A 15,913-nucleotide genomic window follows, 5' to 3' on the forward strand; every position below is an offset into this window, starting at 1 on the left:
TACCCGTGATGTGGTGTTCCGTCAGGAACGTTTAGGAGGTTTTTTCTTCGTCGAAGTAGCCCATCTTGGCCAGGTCGTCGGCGCTGGTTGCGGTGTTCAGGGTTGCTTCGTCTGCGCCTTCTGCCAACTTGGCGAGCTTGCGGTCGCGGCGCTTGTCGTTGAACATGCAGATGCCGATGGCCGCGAAGAAGAAGATGAGCAGCGGCGCCATGAGGACGAACATCATCATGATGTCGCTGCCGGGTGCGGTCAGTGCCGCGATGACTGCGACGAGGACGACGACCCAGCGCCAAGATTTCAGGATGGTCTTACCGCGAATCAGGCCCAGCATGTTAATGCCGACCAGAATCACGGGGATGATGAAGGCGCAGGAGAAGGTGACGACGAACTTCAGGATGAAGGAGATGTACACGCCCGCGTCAATGTAGTTACTTTCGTTGACGGGGGTGAACTTCAGCAGTGCGTAGACGACGCCGGGGAGGGTGAAGTACGAGATGGCCACGCCGCAGCCGAAGGCGAAGATGGCTGCGGTGAGGAAGCCGAAGAGATACTTCTTTTCCTTGGTGTGTAGCGCCGGCAGTAGGAATCGCAGCGCCTGGTAGAGCCAGACGGGGGATGCAATCACCATGCCGATGTACATGCCGACCTTGAGCAGCTGGTCGAAGGGGGATGCAACGGAACCGTAGTTGAGGTTGGCGTTGCGGCCGGTTTCTGCGTTGATCTGCTGCAGGGGTGCGGAGATCATTTCGATGAAGGGCTGGTAGAGGAAGACCGTGCCGATGATGGCCGCGATGATGGTCGCGATAGCCGCCTTGATGAAGCGGTCGCGAAATTCGCGTAGGTGTTCCTTGAGTTCCATGCGCGCTTCAGGGTTGAGTTTGCGGTTGCGCACGTCCTGGTCGGGTGTTGCCACGGGGTGTCCTCTGGGTGTCTGTGCCTATGGTTGGCTGAGGGGTTTGGGGGCGGTGCCGCAAAACCCGTGCCGGCCGGTGGGCGGGCACGGGTTTGGGGCGTGGTGTGTTGAGACCGTTGGTTACTTGGTTTCGGTCTTGCCGTTGTCTACGACCTCGCCGGTGACGACCTCTTCACCGTTCTCTGCCTTGGTGGCGTCCTTCTTGGGGTCGCTCTTGGCGTCGTTCTTGAGGCCTTCGACCTCGGTCTTGAAGATGCGCATGGACTGGCCGAGGCTACGTGCCATGCCGGGGAGCTTGGGGGCGCCGAAGAGCAGGACGACGAGGAGGATGACGACGATGATGGTCGCGGGGTGGCTGAAAATCTGGCCCATGGTGTGCCTTTCTGGTTAGAGCAGGTCTCCGATGTTTTGAGGTTGGCCGAGTCGATCTCGTCGGGAGACCCGTCGCTTGATCCGCTCAGACCTGCGTGTCTGTTTGCCTTGTTCGTAGTTATTGTATGCCTCGGTGATGGGTGTGAATACCCCGAGGGTGGTGTCTCGCGGGAGTTTTCGAGTGGCGTTTGCTTGCGCGGTGTCGAATTGTCCCTCGATTGACTCGACCCAGGTAACGGTTTCGTCGAGTAGCGTGAAACCGCGAGTGAGTGCTTTGTAGGTGAACCATGCCAAGTAGAGGAGCGAGCAGATGATGAGCGCGCCCCATAGCAAAATCCAGAACCACCAAGACATGGGCACCATTATACAAGTTTTGAGGTGTTGTTTTGGTGGGGTGTTGATGTGTTCTGGGGGTTTTAGTCGTGTTTTTGCGGATGGGTGTAGGGTCTAGTTTTCTCTGGGCGAAGCGGGGTTGGCGTTGGCGAGGGCGGTGAGGTGCTCGAGGAGGGCGGCGCGCAGGTGCGCGGGCCCGGTGATTTCGAGGGATCCGCGGTGTGCAATGACGGTGTCGATGATGTTCTTATCCCCGGCGCCAGCGATGTTGTTGTAGTGCACGCGGACGTGGGTGGTTTTGGTGCCTTTTCGGGCGTGCTCGGCGCTGCGGCGCTTGTAGGTTGCGGTGAGGTTTTCGAGGGTTTCGCCGCCGGGGGTGTGGTCGGTGGGGTGGATGCGCAGATCGACGCTGGGGTTGGTGGTGGTTTTGTGCTGCTTGGCGTGCCAGTCGTTGACGGTGCTGTCGTGGTTGGGGCCGATGTAGTGCGGCTGTGCTTCGCCTGCGGGCGCGTAGCTGCTGATACGGGTGAGGCGGAAGTTGCGCCAGAAGACGGGTTCGACGGGGGTGGGCTCGGCGCTGGTGGAATTGGTGGAGGCGCTCTCCCCCGCCGCGCTCGCGGGCTTTGCCTCCTCGGCGGCAGGGCTCTCTGCGGCGGCGTCCTCAGACAGCGTAGCGAGGTGGCGTGCCTCGCTGGCGCGGCACCACGCGTGCAGGTAGAGGCGGTCACGGTGCAGGGTGAGCGCTACCGGGTCGACGACGCGTTCCGCGGCGCGGGTGCCGTAGGTGATGGTGAGGGCGCGTCCGCTGGCGAGGGCGGCGCGCGCCTCCTGCAACAGGGGGTCCTCGGGTGCGAAGAGCAGGTGCTTCGCGTAGTCGGTGGTGCGCGGGTAGGCCTCCGCGAGCGCGGCGAGAATCGCGGCCGATCGCGGGTCACCCGAGTACATCAGGTCGGCTGCGGAGAGCGTGAAGACGAGGATTGCCAGCTCGGTGTCGGTGAGGCGGGCGTAGTTGAGCAGGGTGAGGGACGCGGCGCCATCGCTGAATTCGGGGAGCAGGTTGAGACGGGCAGGGTTGGCTGCGTCGGGATCCTTAGCCTCAGAGTAGAAGGGTACCTCGTCGAAGTCTTCGTAGATGGCGTTGATAATTTTGTCGAGCTTGGCTGCGTTGTTGTTGTCGACGCGGTAGAGGGGGTTGAGCTTGTTGAGGGGCATGGGCGTCTCGCCGTGGACGTCGGCCCAGCGTTCGGCGCGGTGCAGCGCGAGGATGAGGTCGTCGAGATCGTCGAGGGCGTCGTTGCGGGAACGCTGGGTTGTGGGGAACCACTTGGCGGGGGTTTCGGGTTCGCCGGTGTGCAGGGCGATGAGCTCACGCAAAAGTTCCCGCTGGGCGGCGTGGCTGTCCTGCTGGCGGCCGGTCAGGGTCTTGCCGGATGCGGGGTTCGCGTCGTGGTGCGGCTGGATGAGCCAGCCGGCGCAGGTGGCGTCGATGGCGCTGTCTACGGCGCCATAGGAGGGCACGGTGAAGGGTGCGGCGGGGTCCTCGGCGCCGGGGTTGGGATCGAGGACGGCGAGAGTCTCTTCGTAGCCGCTGATTTTCTTGAGGCGGGTGCGGGCCTCGTAGGCGGGGTTGATGGGTGCGGGGTCGATGCTTGAGAACACGTCGAGGCTTCGGATGCGGTCGGTGCGGTAAGTGTAGGTCTTGCGCTCTTCGGGGGTTTTGTCGCCGAGGGGAAAGTGCGCGACGAGGTACCAAGACCCGTAGCTGTAGATGAGGCCGGCAACGCTGACCTTCTCGTAGGTTTTGATGTCTCCACCGCTGCCCTGATAGGTGAAGTTGAGGGTCTTGCGCTGGGCGTAGGCGGTGAAGAGCTCGTAGAGGTGCGGGTCGTCGCTGAAGTGCAGGCGCTGGATGTGCTCGCGGTAGGCGTGCAGGTCGCGGGCGCGCTGCTTGACGGTTTTGGTGAGGGGCGGCTGGTTGTCCCGTTTGATCTCTTCGATTCGGGTGACGTTAGCCGCGGTGAGCGCCTCGTCGGTGAGGTGTTCGCTCGTGAGCGCAATCTTGCGCAGGATGCGGTAGGCCTCGTCCTGCAGTTCGGTGCCTTCCCAGCCGCGCAGCTCGGCGTTGAGGAGGCGGAATTCTTCGGCGGTGGGGTTCCACGCGGTCAGCGAGTCGGGGGCTTCTGCGTTGAGGCGGTAGCGTCCGGAGGTGTCGGTGGTGAAGTGGGTGATGCGCGCGCCGGCGTCGCGCAGGGTCTGCTTGGCGCGTTCGAAGGCGCGTTCGCTCGCCTCGGAGAGCGCGGCCCCGGGGGCGGAGGTCTTGATGCCCAGGAGGCTGAGGAACTCGTCGCGGCTGATGCCGTTGCGACGGGTGGCTTCGTCGGGCGCCTCGGCGACGGTGGCGAGGCGGTTCAGGGTCATGAAAAGCTGAGCTGCGGTGGACATGGTTCCATCATACCGTGTGTGTTCCGCGGCACTCGTTGAGCGTGCGGGACGGCTGCGGGACGGCTGCGGGACGGTTACGGGAGGGATACGGAAGAGCCGTAGGAAGGGCGAGCCGGTATAGAAAGCCCACCGGCGCGCGCCATCAACACGCATCCCCGGTGCGCAAAAGCCCGGCGCCTCTCCCCCGTCGAGGGTGAGGCGCCGGGCCGAGTATCTCTTACGCGAGAAACGTGAGAACCTGGCTAGTCCTTAGCGAACGTCGAGCAGGTCCACCACGAAAATCAGGGACTCGCCGGGCTTAATGACCGAACCCGCGCCACGGTCACCGTAGGCCATGTCGGCGGGAATCTCCAGGCGACGACGGCCGCCGACCTTCATGCCGAGCAGACCTTCATCCCAGCCGCGGATGACCTGGCCAACGCCCACCTGGAACGGCAGCGGCTCGCCGCGGTTCCAGGACGCGTCGAACTCCTCGCCGGTAGAGAAGGCCACGCCGACGTAGTGGGTGAGCACGCGGGAACCGGGAACGACCTCGGCGCCGGTGCCCTCAATCAGGTCGGTGATGACCAGCTCGGTGGGGGCGTCGCCCTCGGGGAAATCGATTTCGGGCTTTTCGCGGTCGAGATTACGCTGGCCGAAAGACATGGTGGTCTCCTTTGATTGATTCGAAGTGATTCGAAATGGTGGGGTGCGCTCGCCGCCCATCTCATGTGGGCGGCGAGCGCGGTTGAAAACGTGGGTAGCGTTCCCTGGTTTACTGCGCGGTAGCCGAGGGCGCCGGGGTTGCGGTGGCCGCATCTGTGGAGGCGCCCGAAGCCGATGCGGAGGCAGCGGCGGCGGAAGCGGCCTGAGCCCGTTGCAGGGTCTGCGGGTTCTCCTCGGCGCCCAGGATATCCACGACGAACACGAGGGTGCCGGTCGGGGTGGAACCGTTGGCGGACTCGTTGCCGTACGCCTGGTCTGCCGGGATAATCAGCTCAACGCGGGAGCCGACCTTCTTGCCGGTCAGGCCGGCGGTCCAGCCCTTAATAACGCCCTGCAGGGACAGCGCCGCGGGGATCTTCTCGTAGTTGCCGTCGAAGACCTTGCCGTCGGAGTACTGCACACCGAGGTAGCGCACGTAGATGGTGTCGGTAGCCTTCACCTCGGGGCCGGTGCCCTCGATGAGGGTCTTAGCGGTCAGCTCGGTGACGTCCTGCTTGGTGTCGGGCAGCTTGATTTCAGCCTTGCCGGTGGACTCGTCCAGGGTGAAGGAGGGCAGGGACGGGTCGGCGGGCTGAGCGGTGCCGGTGGCGTACTTGGGTAGCTTAGCCTTGACGGTGTACACCTCAACGTTGGTTGCGGTACCCGGGGACGCGGTCGAGGCGGTGGGCGTGCCGGAGGCGGTGCGCTGCTGCAGGATGTTGGTGCTGTAGGAGAAGGAGCCGCCAACCTTGATCTCCTTGAGCTTCTCGTACACCTCGGGGGCTGCCTGCTTGAGCTGGTCGTTGATGGGCAGCAGAATCGGTTCGCTGGAGTAGGTGGAACCGGCCACCTTGCCGTTAGCACCGTTGAACACGGCCGCCTCGACGAGCACGAAATCGCCATCGTTAATGGAGTCGCCGTTACCGGTCTCAATCACGTGCGCGGTGGGGGTGGATGCGGCGAAGGGGGTCGCGAAGGACACCTCGGGCTCCGCGGTGGCGCTCTTGAGGGTGTACTTGACGCCGGAGAGGTCGTCGTTGGGACCGGCCTTGGGGGCGCATGCGCTGAGAGCGAGCGCAAGGGCGACGCCTCCGACGCCGATATAGGTTAGGGGTGAGCGTTTGGTCATGATATATCCTCTGGTTGTGTGCGCGCCGGATAATGCGCGCGCCTTCAGAATAGTTTACAGGTACGGGGTTTGGGCGGTCTCATGCTACCGTCCGCGGCTGTGGGCAGGCTGTGCGCGGACGGAGTATCCGCAGGGTTGAAGCGTGTCTGCGGGGTTGGGGGCGTTCGCCGGAGCAAACGCCCCCTCACGTATTTCCCGAGCAGAGTTCGCCTAACAGGGCTTGCCTAGCAGGGCGGCGGGAAAGCCGCCTCGCGGTGCTGACGCGCCTTGCCTTCCAGAAGGCTCAGCACCTCCTGCAGGCCCTCGCTGTCGGTCGCGAACGGGTCCTTGCACACCAGCGTGTGCTGCGGGTACGCGTTGAGCTTCAGATGCACCCAATCCACGGTGAACTGCTCCCCCGCCGCAACCGCCGCGTTAATGAAGCGCGAGCGCTGGGTGGCGCGGGTTGCCGGCGGCTCGGTCTTCGCGGCCTCTGCGGCACCCTCGGGCAGGATGCGCTTGACCGCACCGCGGCGAACCAGGGCGTGGAAGACGCTACGGTCCGGATCGATGTCGTGGTAAGCCAAATCCAGCTGGCGGATGCGGGGGCTACCGTAGTCGGCGGGCTGGCCTGCCGCGCGGGCGCGGGCGATGTACGCATCCAGAAGCTTCTTCTTGATGGCCCAGTCGATTTCGGTGTCGATGCCGCTGTAGTCGCCGGACTCGATGGCGTCCAGGGTGCGCTGCCACAGGTCCAGGGCGTAGTCCACGTGGCGGTGGTGCGCGCCGTACTGCTGCACGTACTGGCGGGCCGCATCCAGGTAGTGGCGCTGCACGCTCAGGGCCGTGTAGTACTGCCCGTCGGTGGTCTGGAAGGTCGCGGTGCCGGTCAGATCGTGGCTGATGGCGCGCAGGGCCGCCGGGACGGACACAATATCCAGGCTCGTGACCGGGAAGCGGTCCTCGAGCATGCGCAGCACCAGGTCGGTGCTGGCAATCTTCAGCAGCACGGTCGGCTCGGCCATGTTTGAGTCGCCGTTGATGACGTGCATGCGACGGAACTTCGAGGCGTCGGCGTGCGGCTCGTCACGGGTGTTAATGAGCGGGCGAGCGCGCGAGGTTGAGGTGGATGCCGCCTCCCAAATGTGGTCGGCACGCTGCGAGAACGAGTACGAGGGCACGCCCGTGCTGGAGGCCGGGTCGGTCGAACCGGGCACCGGGCCGCCCTGCGGGTGGGTCTTACCGGCGCCGACCAGAATCTGGCGGGTCACCAGGAACGGCACGAGCTGGGCAATCAGGTCGTTGAACTGTAGCTTGCGGCTAATCAGGTAGTTCTCGTGGCTTCCGTAGGAGTTGCCCGCCGAATCCACGTTGTTCTTGAACAGGTACAGTTCACCGTCGAGGGGGCGGCCCTCGGAACCGGCGAGCAGGCGCTTGCGGGCGGTGCGCGCCAGGTCGGCGAAGAGCAGCTCGCCGGCGCGTTCCTGTGCGAGCAGCTCGTCGATGCTGCTACATTCGGCGGAGGCGTATTCGGGGTGCGAGCCGACGTCCAGGTAGAGGCGGCCGCCGTTGGGCAGGAAGACGTTCGTCGAACGCCACTGGTCCAGTACGGGCTTGAAGAGGGCGGCGGCGGATTCTTCGATGCTCAGCCGGCCCATGCCGTGCGGGACGTAGCTGAGCCCGAATTCGCTCTCAATGCCGAAAATGCGGTGTTCCATGATGATGACCCGGCGCGGGGTGCGTCGGTTACTCGCCGCCCTTCTGGACGAAGCCGGTCACGAAGTCCTCAGCGTTCTCGGCCAGCAGGCCGTCGATTTCGTCGAGCAGGTCGTCGACCTCGCTCACGTCAGAAACCACGTGGGAGGCGGCGAGGGTCAGTTCCTGCTCCTGCTCGGCGGCGGTGGTTTCGGTCTGCTGCGCGTTAATGCGTTCGCGGCTCATGGTTCTCTCCTTGAGGTTGGTTAGGTTAGTTAGTTTGGTTAGTTGGTCTGTGGCGGTGGTGCCGGTCGGCGCGGGTTGCGCCACCGGTTTGCGGGTGCACCAGATGCACCGCCTCAGTGGGTTTTGTGGGTTTTGTGGGTTTTGTGGTTTTCATCCTTCCGAATGGAGGTATCAGCCCCGGGACGGAATGTGAGTTCATGTGGGTTTGGGGGCTGAAACGCCCCGCGGCGGGCCCAAACCCCGACACTGCCCCGCGCCCTAGCGCAGGCCGTTCAGCAGCGCATCCGAATGGTTTGCCTCCTCCAGCAGCGGCTCCACCTCGGCGGCACCGTAGCGGGTCGGCTCCATCATCGTAAAGCGGGTCGGCTCCTTCGAATAGCGGCCACGGCACGAAACCGTATCCCAGTTAATACCCAGAATCTCCTCGGGCCAGCGGGACATCAGTGTGCCGCGCAAAAACGCGCGCGTCTCACGCGGCGGCTCAGACACCGCACGCTCCACCTGCTCCGCAGAGAACAGCGTGCGCATGCGCCCGCGCGCCACCAGACGATGGTACAGGCTCTTCGACGGATCAATATCAGCGTACTGCAAATCCAGCGCCTTCAGCTTCGGGTTCGCGTAATCCACGCCCTTCTCAACGTAGCCGCGCACCAGCGCGTACTTCGCCACCCAATCCAGACGGTCCGCCAGCGAGAGCGGGTTGGTCTCCAGGGCATCCAGCACCTCGCCCCACAGGTCGAGAATCTGCGCGGTCGCCGCATCCACACCCGCCGGGTTCGACTCCTCGTGCACGCGGGACGCCTCGTAGTAGGCGCGCTGAATCTGCAGGGCGCTCGCCGAACCGCTCGTCGACACCGGGTTCGGCAGGGTCGCCGAAGAAGGAGCCAGCGGCAGCTGAACCGACAGCGACAAATCGTGGCTGACCGCGTGCATCGCCGCCACCGGGTCGGACAGACGCACACCCGGCAGCACCGGGTGCTGCTCGCTGTGCGACTCAATCAGGTTCATAACCAGCGCCGCCGTGCCGAACTTCAACAGGTTCGAGTAGTGCGAGAGGTTCGCATCCGCCGGAATCACGTGCAGGCGGCGGTACTTCGACTCATCCGCATGCGGCTCATCGCGCGTATTCACAATCGGACGGCGAATCGTGGTCTCCAGGCCAATCGTGCGCTCAAAGAAATCGGCGCGCGAACTAATCTGGAAGCCAGGAACCTCACCGTGCGTGCCGATACCCACGCGGCCCGCACCCGTGAAAATCGCGCGCGTGGCGAAGAACGGCAGGAGCGCATCCGCCACCTGCTCAAACGGAACCTCGCGGCTAATCAGGTAGTTCTCGTGCGCGCCGTAGGACTGACCCTTCGAATCGGTGTTGTTCTTGTACAGCTTCACCTGCGGCAAATCCTGCGCGTGATTGCCCAGCTCCACCAGCGACTCGTACGCCAGCGCGTCACCGGCAGCGTCATAGAGCACCGCATCGGCGGGGGTCAGAACCTCCGGCGACGAGTACTCCGGATGCGCATGATCCACATACAGGCGCGCACCATTGGGCAGAATCGCGTTCATGGTCACGCGGTCCCAGTCCAGACGCTCCGGGAAACCGCCGCGGCCGTGCACGCCGGCGAGCGCATCCAGGGCGCTGCGCGGCTCGGCCGGCTCACCCGGTGCCTGCACACCCGCCTCGCGCATAATCTCCAGGGCGATGTCCTGGCTGGTCAGCTCGGTGCGGGTGTGCGTCATCTGGCTCGAGTGGGCGGTGGAGGCGTCCTGAACCCGGCCGAAGGCGTCGCGCAGGGGCGACTCGGACTCCCCCAGCCACTGGCCCTCGGGTGCAGCGGGGGCGCTGGGTTCGGTCGAGTAGTTCTCGGCCTGGCGGGCCTCCTCGGCGACGAGCTCGGCGGCCAGGGCGCGGCGCTGCAGCTGCTCGCGGAAGGCCTCGCCGCGGCGGAAGGCGAGCTTGGCGTAGGTGTTGACCACCAGCGCCGACAGCACGGTCGGGTTGGTGCCCGGCGCGGAGGGTGCGATGACGCCGTATTCGGTTTCGGCGCCCATGATGCGGTGCACGCCGTAGCTGGGTGTGGAGTTCATGGGGTTCTCCTGAAGGGTTCCTATATAAATTCTGGACCTGCGGTAATGCCGGTTGTGTCGCGGGATAAGCGCTCGGTGAGTGCCGGATGAGCGCGACCCGGCTCATGCGTGTAAAGGCGGTTTAGCGGGCCGGTTCCACCGACACGAGGCGGCCGCGCACACCGGCGACGGTGAGCGCATCCTCGATATCGGGCAGAGGCGGCAAATCCACCTGATCCTCAAACTCGGCGCGTACCGCCTCCAGCAGGTGGCGGGTGCCAATACCCACACCCGCCGCGCCGTTTACCTCGGCCGCACCGGAAGCACCGGCGGCGGTCAGCGCCTGCAGCTGCTCCTTAATCGCGGCCTTCTTCGCGCGGTCCACAATATTGCGAATCACCGCACCCGAGGCGAAGTCGCCGCGGTAGAGCGTGTGCGTGGAGAGGTGGCCGGTCGCGGCGTTCGAAGAGCCCACAATCATGGAGGAATCCACGGTCGCCACGGCGTACGCGGTGGAGGGGGTACGCGCGTACAGCTGGCCCGTTGCGGCGGCAATCATCGAGGTCAGGGCGGCGCGGACGGATCCGGCGGCGGCCACCTCTGCAGCGTCTAGCGGCAGGTCCTCGGTCAGGTACAGGCCGAAGATTTCGGCGGCACCGGCGGCGTCCGGGCGGTTAATGCGAATCTTCAGGTCCAGGCGGCCAGGGCGCATCACGGCGGCGTCGATGAGGTCCTCACGGTTGGTCGCGCCAATCACGATGACGTTCTGCAGTGACTCCACGCCGTCAATTTCGGCCAGCAGCTGCGGCACGATGGTCGTCTCGATATCGGAGGAACGACCCGAACCGCGCATACGGAACAGCGACTCCATCTCGTCAAAGAACACGACGACCGGGTGTCCAGCCTCAGCCTTCTCGCGGGCGGCCACGAAAATATCGCGAATCTGGCGCTCGGTCTCGCCCACGAACTTATCGAGCAGCTCGGGGCCCTTAATGTTCAGGAAGTAGCCGCGGGTATTCGACCCCGGGTTCAGTGCGGCGGCGCGGGCGGCCAGGGAGTTCGCCACGGCCTTAGCAATCATGGTCTTACCGTTACCGGGAGGGCCGTAGAGCAGAATACCCTTGGGCGGTGCCAGGTGGTAGCGCTCGAAAATCTCGGGGTGCAGGTAGGGCAGCTCCACCGCGTCGCGAATCTGCTCGATCTGCGCGCCCAGGCCACCGATTTGGCTGTAGGTGACGTCCGGGATTTCCTCAAGCACGAGCTCCTGCGAGCGGGAGGCGGGCACCTGCGAGGTAATCATGCGGGTGCGCGTATCGAGGGTCACCGCGTCGCCGGTGCGCAGCTGCTCAACGTCGAGAGAGCCAGCCACTCGCGCCACCTGCTGGGCGCCCGAGGAGGTATCGACCAGCACGCGCTCGCCGTCGAGCACCTCGCGCACGGTCACCACGTCGCCGAAGGGCTCGGTGTCCAGGGCGACCACGGCCTCGGACTTGTCGTTGAGGAGCACCGTCATGCCGGGGGTGAGGGTGGACAGGTCAATCAGCGGGGACACCGGAATACGCATGAGGCGGCCGCCAACCTGCACGTCCAGGTAGGTGTCAATCTCGGCGGGGGTCTTATCGTCGGCAACCTGCTCGTAGGTCATGGTCTGGCCCTCGTGCACGGCCAGCACAATCGCCGAGTTCAGCGGCGGCATGACGTTCTGCGAGAGGGAGGCGCGCAGACGCTCCACCTGGTAGCGCATGCTGGTGATGGCCTCGACGAGCTTGCGGTTCTTCTCCCCCGCGCCGCGAATCTGGCGGCTCATATTATCGCGGGTTGCCTCGGCGGCGGTGAGGCGGCGCAACACGGCGTCGTACTCCTGCGCGCTGACCGGCTGGGAACCGGGCAGGGAGGTCGAACCGAACGCGGCGGAGTAGTGCGGCGCGGCGGATGCGGCACTGTGCGCGGTGCCGTGCTGCGGGGTTCCGTTGCGGTCTGCGGATTCGTGGGGGGTCACGGTCTCTCCTATGCGTGTCCGGGCGGGTCGGGCTGTTGCTGGCGGGCCCTTCGGCTGCCTCGATGCGCGGGCTCCGTCAGGGCCGCATCGAGGACGGGGTTGGTACTTTCAGTCTATCGAGAACGCGCGGCTCGGCCGGGGTTCGGGGCGCCAAATTCTCTGCGGGCTCACATGCTGACCCAGCAGTTCTCAGCTATTCCCCGCTCATCCCGGCGGTTTTAGATTTTTCCGGCGGTTCGGGGCTCATGCCCCGGCGTTTCAATGTTCAGAGGGTTGGCCGGGGGCGGCGTGCGCGGCGGCTCGAGAACAAAACCTGCGGGCGCTCCGCGGGGGCACCGGCTGATACCCGTGCCCCCGCGTGCCCGTATGAATTATTCAGCGGCCTCGACATCCTGCGCGGCCTCAGTGCTCTGCGTAGCCTCGGCGGTCTTCTCAGGCTCCAGGCCGTTTTGCGCGGTACCGTTCTGCTCCAGCGCAATCTCGTTCGCGCGGGCGGCGTGCGCGGCAAGGTTCTTCGCATCGCGTGCGGCGCGGCGAATCTTCTTATCGGTCACCTCGCGCTCACCCACGTTCATGGGAATCCACGCGTTCATATCATCCTCGGAGAAGTCCGTCTTGGAGGCGCGACGCTTCGGCGCCAGGCGCACCGCACCGTCGGCCAGGCGGCGAGCCACAATCAGGAACGCGGTGTGCGCCACCATGCGGTGGTCGGGGCGGACCGCCAGGCCCTCCACGTGCCAGCCGCGCACAATGGTCTCGTCGCACTCGGGTTCGGTAAAGCGGCCGTCCAGGCGCAGGCCCTCAACCAGGCGCGACATCTGGGTCACGGTCGCAACATAGCAGATGAGCACGCCGCCGGGTGCGAGCGCCTCCGCCACGGCGTCCAGGCACTCCCAGGGCGCGAGCATGTCGAGCACAACGCGGTCGACGCTGCCGGGCTCTTCGACCTGCGGCAGGGTGTCCTGCAGGTCGCCGATGCTCAGCTTCCATGCCGGGTGGGGGCCACCGAACATGGTTTCAATGTTGCCGCGGGCGACGTCGGCGAACTCTTCACGACGCTCGAAGGAGTGCACGCATCCGTAGTCGCCGACCGCACGCAGTAGGGCGATGGACAGTGCACCGGAGCCAACGCCGGCCTCGACGACGCGCGCGCCGGGGAAGATGTCTGCCTTGACGATGATCTGGGCGGCGTCCTTGGGGTAGACGACGGCTGCGCCGCGCGGCATGGAGAGAACGAAGTCCTTGTAGAGGGGGCGCAGTGCCTGGTAGAGGATGCCGTGAGTATTGGCGATGACGGTGCCTTCGGGTGCGCCGATGAGGTCGTCGTGCTTGAGGAAGCCCTTGTGGGAGTGGTATTCGCCGCCTTCGGCGAGGGTGATGGTGGTGATGCGGCCGCGTTCGTCGGTAATCTGGACGCGCTCGCCGGGGCGGAAGGGGCCGCGGCGGTTGATTGCGCCGGTGGGGATGGGGGTGCCGCTGCTCACGGGGTGGTTCTCCTCGGGTGGGTCTGTGCTGACGGGCTGGGTCCTCTCGGCGGGGAGAGCGTTTCCAGCAAAAAATCTCTACTCATTCTACCGGAGGTTACGGCGTGCACGGAGTGAACACAGAAAAGCGCGAGGGGCGGCGCCACGGCCGTATGCCGTAGCGCCGCCCCCCCCCGCGCTGTCTCGTCCTAGCCGGGCGTTGCTATAGAAGCCATCTTAGAGGACCACGCCCAGGCGTGCCGCCAGGATGTCACGCACCAGCGCGCCACCGCCGACGGTGGTGTCCGCCAGAGCCTTCACGGCCCACGCATCCACGGCAGCCAGTGCCGCCGGTGCGTTCAGGTCCTCGCTGAGCGCCTCACGCACAGCGGCCAGCAGCTCAACAGCCGCCTCATCGGTGACGCCTTCGGAACCCTCACGGCCCTCAGCCACCGACACCGCATGACGGTAGGTGTCCAGGCGGGCCTTCGCGTGCTCGAGTAGCTCGTCGGTCCAGAACCAATCCGAACGGTAATGCTGACCCATAATCGCCAGGCGCACCGCGTTCGCATCCTCACCGGCCGCACGCAGACGCGAAACCAGCACCAGGTTACCGCGGGACTTGCTCATCTTGTGGCCGTCCAAACCGACCATGCCGGTGTGCGCGTAATGCTTAGCGTGCGGGCGTGCAGACACAGCCCACGAATGGCCCGCACCCAAATCATGGTGCGGGAACGTCAGGTCGTTACCGCCAGCCTGAACGGTCAGCGAACCATCCACAAAACGGCGGGCAATCATCGTGCACTCAATATGCCAGCCCGGGCGGCCTGCGCCCAGCTCGCCGGCATCCCAGCTCGGCTCGCCCTCACGCTCAACACGCCACAGCAGCGGATCCAGTGCGTCACGCTTACCGGCACGGTTCGGGTCGCCGCCGCGCTCAGCGAAAATCTCCAGCATCTCATCACGGGTCAAGTGGCAGACCTCGCCCGGTGCCCACGAGTAGCCCTCAGCGTTCGCGGGCAGCTCACGCACAGCCTTCAAATCCAGGTACACGTCACCGTCAGGATGCACCACACCCTGCTCATCCGTGAAACCGGGCACGCGGTACGCCAGGCCGCGGCGCAGCAAATCCTCAATCAGCGGGAACAGCCACTCAATGGACTCCACGACACCCACATAGTGCGCCGGCGGAATCACGTTCAGTGCCTTCATGTCGGTGCGGAACAGCTCAGTCTGATCCTCAGCCAGCTCACGCCAATCAACGTTCGTCGCGGTCGCACGCTCAAGCAGCGGGTCGTCCACATCGGTCACGTTCTGAACGTACGTCACCGGCACGCCCGCATCCAGCCAGGCGCGGTGCAGCAAGTCAAAAGCAACATAGGTGGAGGCATGACCCATATGCGTCGCGTCGTACGGGGTGATACCGCAAACGTACAGGCTCGCCGCCTTATCCTCCTGAACCTGAACAATCTCACCGGCAGAAGTATCAAAAATACGCGGCAACGAGGCCTGACCGGGCAGAGTCACAGAGGCGGGGGCATCCCAAGCTCGCATGGGTTTCCTTTCCGTAAAAACGCCCACAACCGGTGGACGCGCCACACCCGCCGCCCAACCTCAAGGCATGCGGGTGCCAAAAAATCTACTCCAATAAGAATACCCGCCCGTGAGAAACTCACGGACGGGTATGTCATATCACGCTGAGGGCTAAAGCCTTAGAAGGCCGAAGAAGTTGCGTTCAGCACGCCGGTACCCAGACCCACAAAAATCAGGATACCCAGGGCAATGCGGTACCAGATGAAGATGCCGTAGGACTTCGACGACACGTACTTCAGGAACCAGCCAATCATCAGGTAACCCACCACAAACGCGACCAGAGTAGCCACGATGGTCGAGGGAATACCGTAGAAGCCGGTGGCCTCCTCACCGGTGACCACCTTGAAGGTCTTGTACAGACCGGACATGAACACGGCGGGCATGGCCAGCAGGAACGAGTAACGCGCCGCGGCCTCACGGGTGTAACCCATGAACAGACCCGCGGTAATCGTACCGCCCGAACGGGAAACACCCGGGATCAGCGCCAGCGCCTGCGCGCAACCGTACAGCAGGCCGTGACGGAACGTCAGGTCCTTCAGCTCACGCTGCTCGCGGCCAAAACGGTCCGCAAGACCCAGGAACACGGCGAACACAATCAGCATGGTCGCTACAATCCACAGGCTACGGAACTGCGTGTCGATGTAGTCCTCCAGCAGCAGACCCAAAATGCCGATAGGCAGAGAGCCGATAATAATCAGCCAACCCATGCGGGCGTCCGGATCGTTACGCGGCACGCGGCCGGCAAGAGCACCAAACCACGCCTTCACAATGCGCACAATATCGCGCCAGAAGAAGATCAGAACCGCGGTCTCAGTACCCAGCTGGGTGATTGCGGTAAACGCGGCGCCCGGGTCGGCCTTCTCCGGCAGGATCTGGCCAACAATGTTCAGATGCGCCGATGACGAAATCGGCAGAAACTCTGTCAGGCCCTGAACGAAGCCCAAAATAATCGCTTGAATCCATTCCACGCCTTCAAGGATACAGGAGGGGTACGGCGACGG

12 protein-coding genes are annotated in these 15,913 nt (G+C 64.7%); all 12 read right to left on the reverse strand.

Going from position 1 to position 15,913, the window contains the following annotated elements; genetic code table 11:
• Window positions 1-31: 31 nt before the first annotated feature.
• Window positions 32-913, reverse strand: a complete 882-nt coding sequence (gene tatC, locus HMPREF2630_RS08305; protein WP_070484405.1) for a twin-arginine translocase subunit TatC — start codon at window positions 911-913, stop codon at window positions 32-34.
• A gap of 120 nt (window positions 914-1,033) precedes the next feature.
• Window positions 1,034-1,285 carry a Sec-independent protein translocase subunit TatA gene (gene tatA / locus HMPREF2630_RS08310; RefSeq protein ID WP_049334189.1) on the reverse strand — a complete coding sequence of 84 codons (252 nt, stop codon included), beginning with the start codon at window positions 1,283-1,285 and terminating at the stop codon, window positions 1,034-1,036.
• Between the two features lie 447 nt (window positions 1,286-1,732).
• Complete coding sequence (locus tag HMPREF2630_RS08320) at window positions 1,733-4,060, reverse strand: helix-turn-helix transcriptional regulator (RefSeq protein WP_070484408.1); 2,328 nt, start codon at window positions 4,058-4,060, stop codon at window positions 1,733-1,735.
• Between the two features lie 249 nt (window positions 4,061-4,309).
• Window positions 4,310-4,705, reverse strand: a complete 396-nt coding sequence (locus HMPREF2630_RS08325; protein WP_070484411.1) for an FKBP-type peptidyl-prolyl cis-trans isomerase — start codon at window positions 4,703-4,705, stop codon at window positions 4,310-4,312.
• Window positions 4,706-4,814: 109 nt separating this feature from the next.
• Window positions 4,815-5,873: an FKBP-type peptidyl-prolyl cis-trans isomerase gene (locus HMPREF2630_RS08330; RefSeq protein ID WP_049334193.1), complete on the reverse strand. Its 1,059-nt coding sequence runs from the start codon at window positions 5,871-5,873 to the stop codon at window positions 4,815-4,817.
• Window positions 5,874-6,097: 224 nt separating this feature from the next.
• Complete coding sequence (gene pafA / locus HMPREF2630_RS08335) at window positions 6,098-7,570, reverse strand: Pup--protein ligase (protein WP_070484414.1); 1,473 nt, start codon at window positions 7,568-7,570, stop codon at window positions 6,098-6,100.
• 28 nt (window positions 7,571-7,598) lie between these two features.
• The gene (locus HMPREF2630_RS08340; protein ID WP_049334195.1) at window positions 7,599-7,793 is read right to left on the reverse strand and encodes a ubiquitin-like protein Pup; all 195 of its coding nucleotides are present in this window, start codon (window positions 7,791-7,793) and stop codon (window positions 7,599-7,601) included.
• 258 nt (window positions 7,794-8,051) lie between these two features.
• Window positions 8,052-9,878 carry a depupylase/deamidase Dop gene (gene dop, locus HMPREF2630_RS08345; RefSeq protein ID WP_070484416.1) on the reverse strand — a complete coding sequence of 609 codons (1,827 nt, stop codon included), beginning with the start codon at window positions 9,876-9,878 and terminating at the stop codon, window positions 8,052-8,054.
• A gap of 121 nt (window positions 9,879-9,999) precedes the next feature.
• The gene (arc, locus tag HMPREF2630_RS08350) at window positions 10,000-11,856 is read right to left on the reverse strand and encodes a proteasome ATPase (RefSeq protein WP_070484421.1); all 1,857 of its coding nucleotides are present in this window, start codon (window positions 11,854-11,856) and stop codon (window positions 10,000-10,002) included.
• 371 nt (window positions 11,857-12,227) lie between these two features.
• A complete protein-coding gene (locus tag HMPREF2630_RS08355; protein ID WP_070484425.1) occupies window positions 12,228-13,340 on the reverse strand; it encodes a tRNA (adenine-N1)-methyltransferase in 1,113 nt (370 codons plus the stop codon).
• Window positions 13,341-13,556: 216 nt separating this feature from the next.
• On the reverse strand, window positions 13,557-14,873 hold the full coding sequence (gene mshC / locus HMPREF2630_RS08360) for a cysteine--1-D-myo-inosityl 2-amino-2-deoxy-alpha-D-glucopyranoside ligase (RefSeq protein WP_070484430.1): 1,317 nt from the start codon (window positions 14,871-14,873) through the stop codon (window positions 13,557-13,559).
• A 158-nt stretch (window positions 14,874-15,031) separates the two neighbouring features.
• Window positions 15,032-15,880: an undecaprenyl-diphosphate phosphatase gene (locus HMPREF2630_RS08365; protein ID WP_049343292.1), complete on the reverse strand. Its 849-nt coding sequence runs from the start codon at window positions 15,878-15,880 to the stop codon at window positions 15,032-15,034.
• Window positions 15,881-15,913: the final 33 nt, after the last annotated feature.

This window comes from Rothia sp. HMSC072B03 (genome assembly GCF_001809565.1).
Lineage (GTDB): Bacteria > Actinomycetota > Actinomycetes > Actinomycetales > Micrococcaceae > Rothia > Rothia mucilaginosa_A.

Excerpts from the sequence above, each read along its gene's own strand:
- mshC (WP_070484430.1), bottom strand. The coding sequence starts at position 14,873 with ATGCGAGCTTGGGATGCCCCCGCCTCTGTGACTCTGCCCGGTCAGGCC.
- HMPREF2630_RS08320 (WP_070484408.1), bottom strand. The coding sequence starts at position 4,060 with ATGTCCACCGCAGCTCAGCTTTTCATGACCCTGAACCGCCTCGCCACC.
- pafA (WP_070484414.1), bottom strand. The coding sequence starts at position 7,570 with ATGGAACACCGCATTTTCGGCATTGAGAGCGAATTCGGGCTCAGCTAC.
- tatA (WP_049334189.1), bottom strand. The coding sequence starts at position 1,285 with ATGGGCCAGATTTTCAGCCACCCCGCGACCATCATCGTCGTCATCCTC.
- HMPREF2630_RS08340 (WP_049334195.1), bottom strand. The coding sequence starts at position 7,793 with ATGAGCCGCGAACGCATTAACGCGCAGCAGACCGAAACCACCGCCGCC.
- HMPREF2630_RS08325 (WP_070484411.1), bottom strand. The coding sequence starts at position 4,705 with ATGTCTTTCGGCCAGCGTAATCTCGACCGCGAAAAGCCCGAAATCGAT.
- HMPREF2630_RS08330 (WP_049334193.1), bottom strand. The coding sequence starts at position 5,873 with ATGACCAAACGCTCACCCCTAACCTATATCGGCGTCGGAGGCGTCGCC.
- dop (WP_070484416.1), bottom strand. The coding sequence starts at position 9,878 with ATGAACTCCACACCCAGCTACGGCGTGCACCGCATCATGGGCGCCGAA.